This is a genomic window from Acinetobacter sp. Ac_3412 (genome assembly GCF_013072675.1).
Lineage (GTDB): Bacteria > Pseudomonadota > Gammaproteobacteria > Pseudomonadales > Moraxellaceae > Acinetobacter > Acinetobacter higginsii.
In genome coordinates this window covers 687,289-703,292 of sequence record NZ_LXUJ01000007.1, presented here as the reverse complement: position 1 = coordinate 703,292, position 16,004 = coordinate 687,289, and the positions used below count along the sequence as shown (strand labels likewise).

General features: G+C 40.4%; 13 protein-coding genes. 11 read left to right on the top strand and 2 right to left on the bottom strand.

Annotated elements, in window-relative coordinates; all coding sequences use genetic code 11:
• The first annotated feature begins 80 nt into the window (after positions 1-80).
• Together pobA and A7P54_RS06920 are read left to right on the top strand one after the other, a co-directional pair.
• Positions 81-1,265 carry a 4-hydroxybenzoate 3-monooxygenase gene (pobA, locus tag A7P54_RS06925; protein WP_171549105.1) on the top strand — a complete coding sequence of 395 codons (1,185 nt, stop codon included), beginning with the start codon at positions 81-83 and terminating at the stop codon, positions 1,263-1,265.
• A gap of 110 nt (positions 1,266-1,375) precedes the next feature.
• Complete coding sequence (locus tag A7P54_RS06920; protein ID WP_171549104.1) at positions 1,376-2,104, top strand: alpha/beta hydrolase; 729 nt, start codon at positions 1,376-1,378, stop codon at positions 2,102-2,104.
• Between the two features lie 120 nt (positions 2,105-2,224).
• On the opposite strand, the gene A7P54_RS06915 is transcribed toward A7P54_RS06920, so the two are convergent.
• Positions 2,225-3,601, bottom strand: coding sequence for an AarF/ABC1/UbiB kinase family protein (locus A7P54_RS06915; RefSeq protein WP_171549103.1), 1,377 nt, complete (start codon positions 3,599-3,601; stop codon positions 2,225-2,227).
• Between the two features lie 183 nt (positions 3,602-3,784).
• Positions 3,785-4,090, bottom strand: a complete 306-nt coding sequence (locus A7P54_RS06910; protein ID WP_171549102.1) for a hypothetical protein — start codon at positions 4,088-4,090, stop codon at positions 3,785-3,787.
• A gap of 165 nt (positions 4,091-4,255) precedes the next feature.
• Between A7P54_RS06910 and ybaK the strand changes: the two genes are divergently transcribed.
• From ybaK to A7P54_RS06865, 9 genes are all read left to right on the top strand, one after another.
• The gene (gene ybaK / locus A7P54_RS06905) at positions 4,256-4,720 is read left to right on the top strand and encodes a Cys-tRNA(Pro) deacylase (protein ID WP_171549101.1); all 465 of its coding nucleotides are present in this window, start codon (positions 4,256-4,258) and stop codon (positions 4,718-4,720) included.
• Between the two features lie 338 nt (positions 4,721-5,058).
• Complete coding sequence (locus tag A7P54_RS06900; RefSeq protein WP_171549100.1) at positions 5,059-6,843, top strand: IucA/IucC family protein; 1,785 nt, start codon at positions 5,059-5,061, stop codon at positions 6,841-6,843.
• The gene (locus tag A7P54_RS06895; RefSeq protein ID WP_171549099.1) at positions 6,836-8,317 is read left to right on the top strand and encodes a SidA/IucD/PvdA family monooxygenase; all 1,482 of its coding nucleotides are present in this window, start codon (positions 6,836-6,838) and stop codon (positions 8,315-8,317) included. The genes A7P54_RS06900 and A7P54_RS06895 overlap by 8 nt, the downstream gene beginning before the upstream one ends.
• Positions 8,314-10,131 carry an IucA/IucC family protein gene (locus A7P54_RS06890; RefSeq protein WP_171549098.1) on the top strand — a complete coding sequence of 606 codons (1,818 nt, stop codon included), beginning with the start codon at positions 8,314-8,316 and terminating at the stop codon, positions 10,129-10,131. Before A7P54_RS06895 ends, A7P54_RS06890 begins: the two co-directional genes overlap by 4 nt.
• Before the next feature lie 29 nt (positions 10,132-10,160).
• The gene (gene acbD / locus A7P54_RS06885) at positions 10,161-10,799 is read left to right on the top strand and encodes an acinetoferrin biosynthesis acetyltransferase AcbD (RefSeq protein WP_004807319.1); all 639 of its coding nucleotides are present in this window, start codon (positions 10,161-10,163) and stop codon (positions 10,797-10,799) included.
• Complete coding sequence (locus tag A7P54_RS06880) at positions 10,796-11,167, top strand: hypothetical protein (protein WP_171549097.1); 372 nt, start codon at positions 10,796-10,798, stop codon at positions 11,165-11,167. The genes acbD and A7P54_RS06880 overlap by 4 nt, the downstream gene beginning before the upstream one ends.
• Positions 11,164-12,414: an MFS transporter gene (locus A7P54_RS06875; protein WP_171549096.1), complete on the top strand. Its 1,251-nt coding sequence runs from the start codon at positions 11,164-11,166 to the stop codon at positions 12,412-12,414. The genes A7P54_RS06880 and A7P54_RS06875 overlap by 4 nt, the downstream gene beginning before the upstream one ends.
• 9 nt (positions 12,415-12,423) lie before the next feature.
• Positions 12,424-14,688, top strand: a complete 2,265-nt coding sequence (locus A7P54_RS06870; RefSeq protein WP_171549095.1) for a TonB-dependent receptor — start codon at positions 12,424-12,426, stop codon at positions 14,686-14,688.
• A gap of 25 nt (positions 14,689-14,713) precedes the next feature.
• Complete coding sequence (locus tag A7P54_RS06865; protein WP_289846858.1) at positions 14,714-15,970, top strand: MFS transporter; 1,257 nt, start codon at positions 14,714-14,716, stop codon at positions 15,968-15,970.
• Positions 15,971-16,004: the final 34 nt, after the last annotated feature.

Sequence of the window (16,004 nt, the reverse complement as noted above, 5' to 3'; positions counted from 1 at the left end):
GGTTCTTTTCGACTTGGCTATATCGTGCACAAAACTTAAAAGCAGTAAGTTAAATGACAGGAGATCACAAGGAAGATGTCATGGAAATTTTAACAACGCAGGTTGCGATTATTGGTGCGGGTCCAGCTGGATTGCTACTTGGGCAGCTTTTATATCAAGCAGGTATTGAGCATATTATTATTGAACAACGTAGTGCAGATTATGTCGCTTCGCGAATACGTGCTGGCATCTTGGAACAAGTATCTGTTGATTTACTTAAGCAGGCCGGTGTAGATCAACATCTAAACGAGAAAGGATTGCCGCATTCAGGCATTGAGATACTCACTAATGGACAGAAGCACCGCGTTGATTTATCTGCATTGACAGGTGGAAAGCAAGTCACAGTTTATGGTCAAACAGAAGTGACCAAAGATTTGATGATGGCACGTGAGGCTGCACAACTTAAATCATTTTATGAAGCACATAATGTACAGGTCAAAGATTTTTATCAGACACCTAAAGTGCAATTTGAACATCAAGGGCAGGTATTTCAAATTCACTGTGACTTTATCGCAGGTTGTGATGGCTATCATGGAATATGCCGAGCCAGTGTGCCTCAGGATAAAATCAAGACTTATGAAAAAGTGTATCCATTTGGCTGGTTAGGCGTGTTAGCCGATGTACCACCTGTTGCTGATGAATTGATTTACGTCCAATCAGAACGTGGTTTTGCTTTATGCAGTATGCGTTCAGAAACACGTAGCCGTTATTACTTGCAAGTGCCGCTCAATGATCGAGTTGAAGATTGGTCAGATGAGAGATTTTGGGAAGAGCTGAAATTGCGTTTAGATGCTGAAAGCCGAGAAAAGCTGGTAATAGGCTCATCAATCGAAAAAAGTATTGCACCGCTACGCAGTTTTGTGACTGAACCCATGCGATTCGGCAAGCTATTTTTAGCAGGTGATGCTGCACATATTGTTCCACCAACGGGTGCAAAAGGGTTGAATCTGGCAGCCTCAGATATTGCTTATCTATCCAGTGCATTGATTGAATATTATGTCGAAGGTTCAGATCAGGGCATTCAGGAATATTCAGAAAAATGTTTACAACGAGTTTGGAAAGCGGAGCGTTTTTCTTGGTGGATGACCCACTTATTGCATCGCTTTGAAACAGAAAGTGAGTTTGAACATAAGATTAAACAAGCCGAACTCAGCTATATCCTTGGCTCTACCGCGGGTAAGACGACTTTGGCAGAAAATTATGTTGGCTTGCCGATATACGCCTAAATCATCATTCAAATATTTTTAGCACATTGCATTGATAACGATGTTTAAAATTTAAACCAGTTGATTGAGATGTGTTGATCCACTGACATAAGGAAATAGAGAGATTTATCATGGTTGATACTTATATTATTGTACATGGTGCATGGCACAACGGCCCCTTAATGGAACCAACAGCCGAATATATCCGTTCTCAAGGCCATATTGTTCACTGTCCAACCTTGGCAGGAAATCGCCCCAATGAAGATTGCGGTCAGATTGGTTTAGAAGATGCCATTAACTCATTGATTCAATATATAGAGCAGCACGATTTAAATAATATTCGCTTGGTGGGGCATAGTTATGCGGGTATGGTGATCTCTGCTGTTATTGATCGTATTCCACTGCGGATTCGTCGAGTGGTCTATGCAAATGCCTTCGTACCATTTCCAAATGAATGTCTGAATGATATGGCTCCAGCACAATATAAAGCTTTGTTCGATCCAATGGCTAAAGCAAATCACAATGCTGTGTCTTTACCATTTTCAGTTTGGCGAGAATGCTTTATGAATGATGCTGATGAGGCACTTGCTAAATCTGCGTATGAACTATTAACGCCACAACCTTATGGTTGCTTTTGTGATCCTATCGTATTGTCTAAACCAATTGCAGCGATGGAAGTAGCAAAATCATATTTGAATTGCAGACAAGATACTGCACTGCCACAGAGCTTATCTTGGCATCCACGCTTATCTGAGCGCTTAGGTTTATTTCGTTATGTAGAGGCAGATGGAGGGCATGAGACTTTATTTACCGATCCGATCGGTTTTGCTAAGGCGATTATGATTGCAGCACGGGATTGAGTTTTACAGAAGAGATTCTTCAAGATTCAGAATTTGCTGTCGTCGAGCAGTCAATATCTAAATTTATAAAAAAGCTGTTCAAAAAATTGAACAGCTTATCCAGATACTTAATTGAGTAATTTATTCAGCAAACTGCGGAATCATTTTCCTTACATTGGTTTTCGCATCAATCACGGTCATAAAAGTATAAGCACCAATAAATTTACGGCTAATGAACATAAACTCTTTAGGTGGAACCGAGAAATAGCGTGAAGCCATTGATTGACCAGCTTGTTGCATCACTCGATTATGCAATTGGCTCTTTTTCCAGTCATAACGGTCCTGATCATCCATAATACCAGCTGGCATATCAGGATTGTTACTCGGGCAGCTAAATGCTTCTGTTGCAATCAGGAAAACATCTGCCATACCTGGTTTAACATTTTCAGGCATGGCATCAAAGAATTCATAACCTGTCATGGCATTGACCATCGCATTCTTATCATGGTCATAACCCGCATGGATCAAATTGCGTGCAACGGTGAGCAAGTTATTGTCGAATTGTCGAATCGCACCAAAATCGAGGAGCACAATTTTATCTTTAACGTCATCACCATTGCCTAAACGAACCAAGTAATTACCAAAATTCGGGTCGGTCTGCATTTCACCCCATTCAAATAGCTCACGTACCGCAATTTCTAAAGACGCTTCACCGAGTTGGTTGCGACGCTCTTGGGGCAGGGAAAGCATCACTGGACTATTGACTGGTACGCCACGCTCAAAGGTCATACACAACACTTTTTCAGCGCAAAATTCCTCAATAATTTCAGGTACTACATAACGCGGATCATCTTTCAAGCGTTCAGCAAAACGACGTGTGGTTGCCGCCTCAATGCCATAATCGACTTCACGATGCATCATCTCACGAACTTCATCGAACCACTGATCAAACTCACGGGTTTGAGGCACCATACGTGTCAGTTTCAGCATGTTCTTAAACAGATTCATGTCAGAATCAATGGCTTCAGCAACACCAGGATACTGTATTTTTAGGACCAGCTCTAAACCATCTGACTTACGTGTAGCACGATGTACTTGAGCAAGTGATGCTGTTCCAATTGGCTCATGATCAATCGTAAGTTCATCGAGTTTAGAGCCCAATTGATCTTGTAAGTGCGTTTTAATTGCAGGCCAAGCTAGGGCAACGGTTTGGTTGTTGAGGGTATTTAATGCTTGTGTGATTTCTTCAGGTAAAAAATGTTCACCGTATAAAGCCATCATTTGTCCAATCTTAACAATTGAACCTTTTAATTTACCAATTTCAGAAACTAAATAGTGTGCCTGCTCAGCCATGGCCTTTTTTCGTTTCTTCTCTTTTTCTTCTTCGCTCGAGAATATAGAAGTGGCACTTGCTGTCGCCCAGCGTGTTCCAGCAAGTAGAGAAGCTTTTGCAATAGATAAGCGACGATCCACCGATGAGGTTTTTAGATTCTTAAGCTTATCGTTCTGATCTGACATGAAAGAAAAGTCCTATGCTGAAATCGGAGGGTTGAAAGCCGAGACTTGAATTGTAGCGGATATTACCGCTTTTGAACGTATTAAAATAGTTCAATCTCTTGAATTATCAGTCTAAATTTGTGCAATAGGGTATCTTCATAAAAATAGCCTAAGTAGAAATTTGCTATTTACAATACAAATGTTCTAAATTTTAAACTGAATCTTAAGTGAAGATTTCCTCATCAACGCAGCACGATTGCTGTGAATATGTTTCACTAGCATCTGTTTTACTTGACTGTGGTGAAACCCAACTGCATACGCTTTAACGATAATAATACTTGGCAGCGTAAAGAAAAAATACTTGGTGTCGTCTAAAGTCGCATCTTTGAAAACGCCTTCTTTAACAAGTATCTCTCTGAGAAATTGTTTTTCAGCTTGTACTGTGCTGGATGATTCATCATTCCAATAATTCTGACGCATCGCCATCAAATTATTATGCTTATAACTCATATAACCATTGAGCCTGTTTATTTCACCGTTAGCCAATATATGAGGTTGTTAGAGTATTTATCAAGAATAGATTTATATCAAAAATAGCCTAAGCAAATTTAAACGTTTATTTAAAAATGCTACACTTATCACACGACCAACATTAGACAAAAATACAGAATTGTTATGACACCTGCTTGTAAACTATTGGAAAAAAATAAAATACAATTTTCTATTCATGAATATGAACATGATGTGAATACAAAAAGTTTCGGGTTAGAAGCTGCAGAAAAACTCAACTTAAAGGTGGAAGAAGTTTTTAAAACCTTAATGGTGACCGATGAAAAGAATTATTTCATTGCAATCTTACCTGTGCACCATCAACTTAATCTAAAAAAAGTGGCGACAGCAGTAGGCTGTAAGAAACTACAAATGGCCAATCCTAAAGATGCGGAGCGCTTGACCGGTTATCTTGTCGGGGGGATTAGTCCATTAGGACAAAAAAAACGTCTAAAGACGGTCATTGATGCGACGGCGAAAACATTCAATAAAATTTATGTCAGTGGTGGGAAACGGGGATTGGATATTGGTCTTAATCCACAGGACCTCGCAAAATTACTGAGTGCTGATTTTTTTGATGTTTTAGACTAGAAAAATAATTTTTACAGACAATGTTTTTTATAAATTATTGTTATATTTAATTTTTTAAGAATCTACAAAAGCAATTAGCAATTAAAAAGTTATCATTTTATTTAATGAGAATTATTATTATCTTTTTGTATCTTTATTAAGCTAAATTAATATTTAAAACAAATTAATTCAATAAATTAGATCGCATTTTTCAGGTTCTTTTATGGAATTGAAATAGTAAATGATAATAATTATCATTAGTTCTATCTTAATCGCAAACTCCCTTGTGCTTAAGATGTGTTTCAGGCCTAAAACATTTCGAAAAACAAATTAACTCTCTTGAAAGAGGATACCGTCAGATGCAATCACTTGCCAATCGGTTGGCGATGCAACATTTCGTCAATGCATATACGCAAGAAACTGGCAAAGGTCACTTGCTAGATAACAGTCAGCAAAGTCCACAACAACAAGCGTTTAGCCAAGGTTTGACGCTGTTATCAATCCCTATCCATTCTATTCAAGCGCAATGTAATTTCCCTTTATCTTATGTCAGTCGAGTCGGGCGACATCGTTTAGCAGATCTTCCACAAATTATTATCCATGGACAAATCAAATCATTTAGTACAGTTGCAATCGTCGGGCTATTGCTTGAGGAATTGGTTTTTGAGTCCTCTATTCCATTAGATGCAGCTTCTTTGCTGGAGAAGTGGATTCAGAGCCGTGATGCATTACAACAGTTTTTAGCACAGCGTGAAGCTGATTTCGACGACTTGGTAAAAGCAGGCCAGAATTTTATTGAAACCGAACAGGCACTGATTCTAGGGCATAGCATGCATCCAGCGCCGAAAAGTAGAACAGGTTTTGTACATGAAGACTGGTTAAAGTTTTCACCTGAACATAAAGGCAAGACGCAACTACATTATTGGCTGGTTCATCAGGACTATATCTCAGAAGGCAGCGCTACGGATGAAAGTATTTCAGCTCAATTAAAAACAGCGTTACAGTGGTATTTGTCTGAAAATGATCTCAATCTGCTCAAGACCCACACAGCATATAAATTACTCCCATTACATCCTTGGCAAGCCCGCTATTTGCAAAGTAAGCCTTGGTTTGAACGTTTAAAACAAACGGGACAGTTAATTGATGTTGGCTTACGAGGCTGGCAATTTTCTCCAACCACTTCGATCCGAACACTTGCGAGTTTTAATGCGCCGTGGATGGTAAAACCATCGCTTTCGGTGATGATTACCAACTCTATTCGAGTCAATTTAGCGAAAGAATGCCACCGTGGTGAACTCACTCATCGTCTATGGCACAGTGAATTTGGTCAGAATATTTTAAAGCATTGCCCAAGCTTAAAAGCAGTGAATGATCCAGCATGGATTGCTTTGAAAATTGATGATGAGGTGGTGAACGAAAGTATCTGTATTTTCCGCGATCAGCCATTCCATCCTCAACAGCAAGTCACTTGTATTGCATCCTTATGTCAGGATCATCCAAATAAACCTCTAAATCGTTTTAATGCTTTATTCGCAAAAATTGCAAAAGCACATCATGAAACCGATTTCTCAGAAATTGCTTTGGATTGGTTTAATCGTTTTCTCGAAGTCAGTTTGCAACCGTTGATGTATGTCTATCATCGCCATGGTATGGCATTTGAATCGCATCAGCAAAATGTGCTGTTGGAACTAGAGAATCATTTCCCAAAAAGCTTATGGCTACGTGATAACCAAGGTTTTTATTATATCGAAGAGTTCGCCACTGAAATTCTGCAAGCGCTGCCTGAGCTGAAAGAAAAAGCGTTTGCCGTCGGGCCTAAAGATTTCGTGGATGAACGTTTTAGTTATTATTTCTTTGGCAATACCTTGTTCGGCATTATCAATGCGATTGGTGCAACAGGCTATATTACTGAAGATGAATTACTTGGGCATCTAACAAGTTTCTTGCAGGAACAATTGCAGCAATATCCAGATAGTACTTTATTACAGGGATTATTGTTCAATGCAACCTTGCCTTATAAAGGTAATTTGCTCACACGTTTACATGAATTAGATGAGTTGATTGCGCCTGTTGAGAACCAATCTGTCTATGTAGAACTGCCAAATCCGCTGCGTATTTCACAGAAGGATGTCAGTTATGCTTGATTTTATTGGAATTGGTCTAGGGCCATTCAATCTGAGTCTGGCCAGCCTGCTGCATAATAAAAGCACACTGAACTATGCAATTTTTGAGCAGAAAGCCCAGTTTGACTGGCATGCAGGAATGCAGTTACCCAATACGGTATTGCAAGTGCCGTTTATGGCGGATCTGGTCTCAATGGTTGATCCAACCAGCCCATTTAGCTTTTTGAATTATCTGCGTCATCAGCAACGTTTATATAAATTTTACTTTTTAGAACAGCCGCATATTCCACGTTGTGAGTATAACCATTACTGTCAATGGGTTGCAGAACAACTTGATTGTATCGAATATCAAACTCGTGTTTTGAAGATCGAGCCTCAAACCATTGGTTTTAAAGTTGTGGTGGAATCGGAGGGTGTTCAGCACAGTTATTTATGCCGTCATCTGGTAATCGGAAGCGGTAATGTACCTTACTTGCCTGACTGCTTGGCCAAAGTGCAGCAACAGCAACCACAAAAATGTCTGCATTCTGCACAATATATGACGCATGCTGATACAGATTTACACGGCGATGTTGTGGTACTTGGTTCAGGGCAATCCGCGGCTGAAGTCTTTATTGATCTGTTTGATGAGCAGCAAGATACAGCCAATCATCAGTTCGACCTACACTGGTTTACTCGTTCTCAGGGCTTCTTTCCAATGGAATATGCACCATTGGGGCTGGAACATTTTAGCCCAGACTATGCACAGCATTTTTATGCTTTGCCAGCTGAAAAGAAAGAGCAACAATTGCAGCAGCAGTCTTTGTTATACAAGGGCATTAGTGCAAAGACCATCCGTGAAATCTATCAAAAACTTTATCACCGTAGCATTGCGGGTCAAAGTTTGCAGACACATTTACATAGCCAATGTGATTTGAAAGATGCAGAAGTCTTAGATACGCAAAAAATTCGACTGCATTTCCAACATCGTGCCACGACACAGGCTTTCCATTTAGATTGTGATTTCCTGGTTGCTGCAACAGGTTACTTTACCCCTGATTTTGGTTTTATGCAGTTGCTGAAACCTTATATTGAATTTGATCATAAACAGCGTTGGCAAATCACTGAAGACTATCGTGTTGTACATCATCTAAATGGTCATATTTTTGTCCAGAATCAGGAAATGCATAGCCATGGGGTTGGTACACCAGACTTAGGGCTTGGCGCTTATCGTGCAGCGACGATTATTAACCAGTTGCTTGGTGAGTCGCTTTATGAACTCGATCAGCAGGCGCAGACCTTCCAGCATTTTGAGCTCAATCAGAATCCTAAAATCCAAATGGCAGATGACCAAGCACTTTCAGTCGAGGGTGTTTCTGAAAAAGCTGTGAGCCAAAACCAGTCTATTTTAAAGAAAACAGAACAGAGCACGATTACAACGCATGCAGGTAGTCGTTGTGCAAATACACGTACACAAACTGTGTCTGTACATTCAACTTATGAGAAATTGATATGAACTTTGCAACTTTAAAAATTAATCAGCAGCAATGGCGTGCCGCTGGACAGCGTCTCATTGAAATGGCGATTGCAGAGTTTCTATATGAAGAAATTATTGAAGTTAAAGCCTTATCAACAGGACGTTATCAGTTAGATTTAGGCAATCGTCATTATGAATTCCAAGGCCACCCATATTTGCTTGGACACTGGAATATTCAGGAAGGCTCAGTACGTGATGTAAGCAACGGTCAGCACAGTGATCAGCCTGCTTGGAATTTACATGAGTTTATTGTCGCAATGTCTGACAAGGCAAACGTAAAGCCATTCACCAAAGCGTATTTGATTAAGGAAATGAATAATACTTGGTTGGCAGAAGCGCATTTATTTAATGAAGCGCGTTTACCAAGCACAGCCGTGCTGACTGAACCGCACTATAAAGTTGAAGGCATGCTACGTGGCCACCCTTGGTTGATTATGAGCAAAGGCCGCATGGGCTTTGGTTATGACGATTATTTAAGTGCTGCACCAGAGCTATCACCAGAAGTCAAAGTATTATGGTTGGCCGTACATCGTGATTTGGCTGAGTTCCGTAGTACAAAGCAGTGGGATGCTTGTGGTTTATATCAACATGAATTTGATGCTAATGAGCTGCAACAGTTCATCCAAATTTTGAAAGAAAAGAATTTAGATCCGCAAAATTACTTTTTGATTCCTGTACATGCTTGGCAATGGCATCAATGGCTGGTTCCAACTTATGCCAATGAAATTGTTGACCAAAAAATTATTGAGCTGAACATTAGCCAAGACAGCTATGTGCCAATGCAGTCTATTCGGACATTATGCAACACATCAAACCTACAACGTCATTACATTAAACTGCCTGTTAGTATTTTCAATACCGCTGTTTATCGTGGACTCCCATCAAAACGTAATCTTGCAGCCCCAGCTGTAACCGCGTGGTTAAAGCAAATCCATCAGCAAGATCAAGACTTACAAAAAACTGGCGTGATTTTCTTGGGTGAAGTGGCGAGCTTAACCATTCACCAACCTTGTTTTGACCGAATTGAAGGTGCACCTTATCAATTTAAAGAATTGTTTGGTTGCTTGTGGCGTGAAAGTGTCGATCGCTATGTTGATCCATCACAACAAGTGCTTTCTCAAGCAGCACTATTACACCGAGATATTTCAGGTCAATCGATCCTAAGTGTACTGATTCAAGCGTCTGGTTTGAGTCCTCTGGCTTGGTTAGCACAATTTGCTCAAGTCTGCCTCAGTCCGTTACTGCTTTGCCTGTATCGCTACGGCTTGGCTTTTTCACCGCATGGCGAAAATACCATGTTGGTACATGAAAATGGTGTGCCAAAAGCCTTGGTATTAAAAGACTTCATTGATGACATCAATTTAGTGGATGAAGATTTCCCTGAATTGGCTCAATTGCCATCTGAAGGCGGTTTGTTATTACGTCATGAAGCAACAGATTTAAGTCATTTCATTTTCACTGGGCTGTTCATGGTGCATTACCGTTATATCTGTAATGTGTTCTTACAAGATTATCCAGAATATTCAGAACTCGATTTCTGGCAGACCATTTCCAACACCATTGTTGCGTTTAACCAACAACATCCAGAACTGGCTGAACGAGCTGAAAAATTTGCCATGCTGCGCCCAACGTACACCAAAATTTGTTTAAACCGTGTTCGTTTATTTACCACCAGTTATAACGATGAAGCAGAGCGTCCTGTGCCTGTTTTCCTTGATCCAATTGCAAATCCAGTTAGCCCTGAAACATTGGCTGAATGGTCAGTTCAACAAGCTGAATCTAAAGCGGGTTAAGTCTTTTTCTAAATTTATAAAGGTTCGATATGAAAACTATTTCTCAGCAATTACCAGATTATTTTGAATACCACGAAGATGGCACACAATACTACTTACGCCAAGTGCAATACCCACAAGATATTCCTTTGCTACATCAATGGATGCATGAGCCACATGTCATTCCACAGTGGCAATTGAATAAGTCAGAACTGGATTTACAGGTTTACTTCGACAAGATGCTGGCGGATGACCATCAACGTTTATTGATTGTGGGTGTGGATGGCAAAGATGTGGGCTATACCGAGATCTATGAAGGTAAGCGTGATCGTTTAGGTCGTTATTACGAAGGTGATGACAATGATCTCGGTTGGCATTTGCTATTTGGTGATAAATCTGTGTTTGGTAAGGGCTTTTTACGTCCAACCATTCGTTTGCTCAGCTTCTATATTTTTGAACATTCACAAGCCAAGAAAATTGTGGGTGAGCCTGATCATACGGTTAAACCTTATGCCGCTGTGGTTGCAGAACTCTGCTACGAAACTCAACGTTTAATTCCTATGCCAGAAAAAACGGCAATGTTGTATTACTGCTTTAGAGAAACTTTTTATAACAAGTTTGGTGAATATTACCAAACGTCACAACAACAGCTAGCCAATCAGCCAGCCAAAATCCTGAGTGTTACATGAGCCTATATATCAATGAGATGCACATCTTGGACATGCGCTTTGCCGCGCATGTCTCAGTGGCAGAATTTGAGCAATGGTTAATGCATATTCAACAATATTTCGAACAAAAAAGAAGTTTTGTGCTGATTATGCAAACCGAGCCAAACACTGAATTTCCAGAAGAATATCGGGTGATTCAGGGGCAATGGTACAAACAATATAAACAAGATTTTTACCAGTATTGTTTAGGCCTTGCCCGAATTGCCCAAGATGAGGCAGATCGTATTCGATTAGACACGCCAGCTTTGCAAAAAGCTTGGCATGTTCCTTATTTTGTCAGTTTACAAAAGACCGCTGCCGTGCAATGGGCGATGCAGAGGTACTTATGAATCAACAAATAAAACCTGACCAAGATTTTCCAATCAAAACAGTCTCTGCACTGAGCTTATCTGTGGTGGTGGTGTTGTACCTTGCACATGCATTACCGCTGTATTTTTACAATGTTGCCTTACCTGCGATTTTGCGTCATCAAGGGGTTGATCTACGCTGGATTGGCATGTTGTCGCTGCTGTATATCCCATGGGCATTTAAGTTTTTTTGGGCACCCTTAATTGATCGTTTTTATTTTAAGGCACTTGGAAAACGCAAAACTTGGCTTTTATTCACTCAAATAGCCTTGGTATTAGGTGTTGTTGCCTTGGCTTTGACTCAATTCGATTATGGTCTAAGTGTATTTGTTATTGTCGGTTTATGGATTTCAACCTTTGCCGCAACCCAAGATATTGCGATTGATGGTTATACCGTTGAAACCTTTTCTGAATCTGAATACCGATTAGGCAGTATGGCACAAAGTATTGGTGTGGCACTGGGCAGTATGATTGGTGGTGCTGCAACTTTGTGGCTTTATCAATTGTATGGTTGGCAAACAGCGCTGATTTGTTTAGCTGCAATGACAGCATTCACCATGCTGGCAGTGTTTCAAATTAAAGAAAAAACCAATACTGAAAAAATTGCCAAACAAGCGCCGAGCCTGATTCGAGCCTTTAAGCGCCCTGAGATGCTATGGGCCTTGGCTTTGATTGTCTGTTATCGCGTAGTCGAAGCGCCAGCAATGGCCATGCTGAATCCGATGTTGATTGATCAAAAATGGTCATTGGCAGAGATTGGTGTACTGATGTCTGTGATTGGCGCGGGCATTGGTTTATTGGCAGCAGTAACAGCCGCATTCCTGTTAAAAAAAATTGCAGCAACACAATTACTGATTTGGGCTGGTTGGGCACGCAGTTTGGTCTATGCCTTACTGGGCATCGCGGTCTTACTCAGCTGGTTTAATCAGTGGCACATGTTATTGGGGCTATTTGTTGTGGTTATTTTGGCGATTCGTTATATCGCGATGACTGCTTTATATGCGCACTTCATGCATACCAGCTCTAAGGAACAAGCTGGAACAGACTTCACTATTTTGGTCTGTTTTGAACTCTTGGTTTATTTCATTGGCGGTGCAATGTCTGGTTTCTTGGCCAAAGCATTTGGTTATGGAAATTTCTATCTCATTCTCGCAGCAGCATCTGTGTTGAGCGTCTTGCTCAGCCAAGTGTTAATCCTCAAAGCAAAACAAACGGAACAACTCACCTAGGGGTAATTTATGAAAGTACGTTCACTTTCGACATCATTAACGCTGTTAAGCTTAGCAATCAGTACTCAGCTATATGCTCAAACAGTTGAAACAGATGCATCTGTTCAAACGACTGCTGCTGTAACAAGTCAGAAACCAACCCAACTTGCACCTATTGTAGTAACAGCCTCGCGTTCAGCACAAAGTATTGCTGAAATTGCAGGTACGGTGTATCGCATTGAACAAGAAGATATTGCAAAACAAGCCGCTGCGGGTAAAAGTACAGCAGATATTTTAGGTTTACTTGTTCCATCGCTAACACCAAGTTCTGGTACAACCAGTAACTATGGAATGACCATGCGTGGCCGTACAGTCCAGTATATGATTGATGGTGTACCACAAACAGGTTCACGTGATAGTTCACGTCAATTAAATAGTATTAGCCCAGATATGATTGAGCGTGTTGAAGTGGTCTCTGGTGCAAGTAGTATTTATGGTTCTGGCGCAACGGGTGGGATCATCAATATCATTACTAAAAAAGGGTCGACCGAGGGTGTTCATTTTGAATCAAAACTCGGTGTAACTTCAGGCGATAACTTTAAAAATGATGCCTTGGCTTATGAAGCATATCAATCTGCTGCATTTAAACAAGGGGACTGGAATGGTTTCCTCGGGGCAAGCTATACCAAACGCGGTGAGATTCAAGACAGTCATGGTGATCGAATTGGACCTGAAGTTGCTCAGACTGACCGTCAAGATACGGAAACCATCGATGTCAATGGTCGCTTGGGATGGCAGTTTGCCGATAAGCAAAGCATTAGCGTTGGTGCACAATATTATAACGATGAACAAGACAGTGACTATGGTGCAGACTATGGACCAGGCTTAGCTGTTTTACTTAGAGGTGCAAAACCAAGCCAGAAAGCAGTTAAAGGTTTAGAACTAGACAGTCAGCCAAGAACAAAACGTGCAGCTGTAAATGCGCAATATGAAAACCAAGATTTCTTTGGCCAGACTTTAAATGCAGAAGCTTACTATCGTACTGAAAAAGGTCGGTTTTATCCAAGTGCAAACTATTTAGCACACTCAGAGCTTAAACCTGGAAACTATATTGTTACCCAGTCTGAGACTGATATTGATGTATTTGGTGCGCGTTTAGCTTTACAAAGCAAATTAAATCTTGCAGATCGTGCATTACATCTCACTTATGGTGTCGATTATGACAAAGAAAAAGGCAAGCAAACCGCACAGCTTTATGATTTGAATACTTTTATTGGTAGCAATGGCTTGAAGTTTAAACCATTAAATAATTATGGTTTTGGCCCAGATGTGGATACTGAGAAGCTCGGTTTCTTCTTACAGAGCCAATTTGAAGTCAGTGAACGCTTAAACCTACAAGCAGGCGTGCGCCATGAACGAATTGATAGCCAAGTGCAGGATTCTATTCCTTATTCTGAAGCGATGGTTGCAGATTTCGTCCCAGGATATAACCCTAAGACGTTAAAAGGCGGGTCGGTCAAGCATGATGCGACTTTATTTAACTTAGGTGCTGTTTATCATTTAACAGATGCTCAACAAGTCTTTGCCAATTTCTCTCAAAGTGCAAACTTGCCAGATGTACAACGTATGCTCAGAGACGTTCCAGCAAACTTTGTCGTAAGTAATCAAACCATTGATCCAATTAAAGTGAATAGTTTTGAGCTAGGTTGGCGTCTACAAGACAATGCTCTAACCACAGGGCTTACTGCGTTCTATAACAAGTCGGATAAATCTTTGAAATTTGGTCCACCAAACTTTGCAATCGAAGTGATTGATACCGATGAACGTGTTTATGGCCTAGAAGGTAATGTGAAGTATGCGGTGACTGATGCATGGAATGTCGGTGGTACTTTGGCTTATACACGTGGTCAATTTAAAAATACCAGCGGTAAATGGCAAGAGTTAGATGCCATCCGTGTTGCACCGTTAAAAGGAACTATCTATTCAGATTGGCAATTTAACGATGGTCTAGGTTTACGTGTTCAAACCTTGGCAATTGGCGGTACAGACAAAGCGCGTAAAGAAGCCATTGAAAATGGCAGTCGTCCACCTGCTGAAATTAAAGGTTTTGCAGTGATGGATGTAATTGCTAATGCGAAAGCAGGGCCAGGTACTTTAGGGTTTGGTGTATATAACGTTTGGAATACAGATTATAAGTCTGTATATAGCCAAGCAGTTTCGACCGTGTATGGCGATATTTCTAGCTTGCCTGCACAAGGCCGTACTTATGGTTTGAGCTATACCCTCAAATACTAATCTAATCAAAAAGGCATCTGTTTAGATGCCTTTTCTTTTGATGAATTTCATGATGAACAATAATTTAAAGTTTTTAGCGCTGGCTGCTTTGATCAATGGAACTTGTTTTTCCATGATTCTCCCTTTACTTGCCCCATTGACACGACAATTACATTTATCTGAATTCCAAGGTGGTGTGATTGTTTCAGCAGGGGCAATTTGTATGGCAATTGCATCGATCTGGATTGCAAAAAAGAAAAGTCAGCTATCTCCAAACCAACTCGTCAATTATGGCTTTTGGGGAATGACCTTTACTTGGGCTATTTTCACCTTGATTCTGTATTTTGGAACACAAGTGATTTTACCCACGTTATTGATTTTTATCTTACTGGTATTGAGTCGTGCTTCTACAGGTATTTTTATGGCTTTGCCACAAATTGGTCTGCAAAGCTATGTAATGACACATGCGAGTGAAGCCGCTGATCGTAGCAAGCAAATGGCTATGTTTGGTGCGATGAATAGTTTTGGGATGATTGTCGGCCCGTTTGCAACCTCAGTTTTATTGTTTGGTGGTTTGCTTTTCCCGATGTGGATTGCTGTGGCTTTACTTGGCTTAGTCAGTATTGCACTCGGCATTCTGTTTAGTAAAAGTCCGCAAGTTCAGGCTGAGTCATTCAATCCACAACAAGATAAAGATAATGCACGAGCGAATGAGCCAATTCTGAAGCAAAGTCTGATCTGGTTAATTCTAGGTTTTGTCACTTATGTTGCAATTGTGACTTTAAATATGACGGCAGGTTTTTATATTCAGGATAAGTTTTATCTCAGTAGCCAACAGAGTGCAGTTTATTTTTCTCAATGCATGTTGGTTGTCGGGGTCTGTTTGGTGCTGACCCAACTTTTAATTGTGAAAGTGTTTAAACTCAAATTAAATAGTTTGGTGATTATTGGTTTAGTCACAATGTGTTTTGGTCTATTACTTTCACTCTACGCACCTACAATTTTTGTATTTCAGGCCAGTTATATTTTTTATGGTATTTCTGTGGCGTGCTTATTACCTGCATTTACAACAGGCGCTGCTCAAGCCGTATCACAACAGTCACAGGTTAAGATGGCAAGTTTTTGTACGGCGACACAGGCATTAGGTTTAATTGTTGGTCCCTTATTCAGTACATTCCTGTACCGTTTTAATACCCATTTCCCATTCTATTTATTACTGTTCTTAACCCTATCGATTGGCCTTTATTTTAGTTGGATGTTGATTCGAAAAGACGGTGAAACCGCATTGCTACTTGATGAATAAAAGGGGTTTTGGCTAAAAATGACTCATCTTTTTC

Bases quoted from the DNA above. Each gene is read 5' to 3' on its own strand.
- pobA (WP_171549105.1), top strand. From the start codon at position 81: ATGGAAATTTTAACAACGCAGGTTGCGATTATTGGTGCGGGTCCAGCT.
- A7P54_RS06920 (WP_171549104.1), top strand. From the start codon at position 1,376: ATGGTTGATACTTATATTATTGTACATGGTGCATGGCACAACGGCCCC.
- A7P54_RS06915 (WP_171549103.1), bottom strand. From the start codon at position 3,601: ATGTCAGATCAGAACGATAAGCTTAAGAATCTAAAAACCTCATCGGTG.
- A7P54_RS06910 (WP_171549102.1), bottom strand. From the start codon at position 4,090: ATGAGTTATAAGCATAATAATTTGATGGCGATGCGTCAGAATTATTGG.
- ybaK (WP_171549101.1), top strand. From the start codon at position 4,256: ATGACACCTGCTTGTAAACTATTGGAAAAAAATAAAATACAATTTTCT.
- A7P54_RS06900 (WP_171549100.1), top strand. From the start codon at position 5,059: ATGCAATCACTTGCCAATCGGTTGGCGATGCAACATTTCGTCAATGCA.
- A7P54_RS06895 (WP_171549099.1), top strand. From the start codon at position 6,836: ATGCTTGATTTTATTGGAATTGGTCTAGGGCCATTCAATCTGAGTCTG.
- A7P54_RS06890 (WP_171549098.1), top strand. From the start codon at position 8,314: ATGAACTTTGCAACTTTAAAAATTAATCAGCAGCAATGGCGTGCCGCT.
- acbD (WP_004807319.1), top strand. From the start codon at position 10,161: ATGAAAACTATTTCTCAGCAATTACCAGATTATTTTGAATACCACGAA.
- A7P54_RS06880 (WP_171549097.1), top strand. From the start codon at position 10,796: ATGAGCCTATATATCAATGAGATGCACATCTTGGACATGCGCTTTGCC.
- A7P54_RS06875 (WP_171549096.1), top strand. From the start codon at position 11,164: ATGAATCAACAAATAAAACCTGACCAAGATTTTCCAATCAAAACAGTC.
- A7P54_RS06870 (WP_171549095.1), top strand. From the start codon at position 12,424: ATGAAAGTACGTTCACTTTCGACATCATTAACGCTGTTAAGCTTAGCA.
- A7P54_RS06865 (WP_289846858.1), top strand. From the start codon at position 14,714: ATGCCTTTTCTTTTGATGAATTTCATGATGAACAATAATTTAAAGTTT.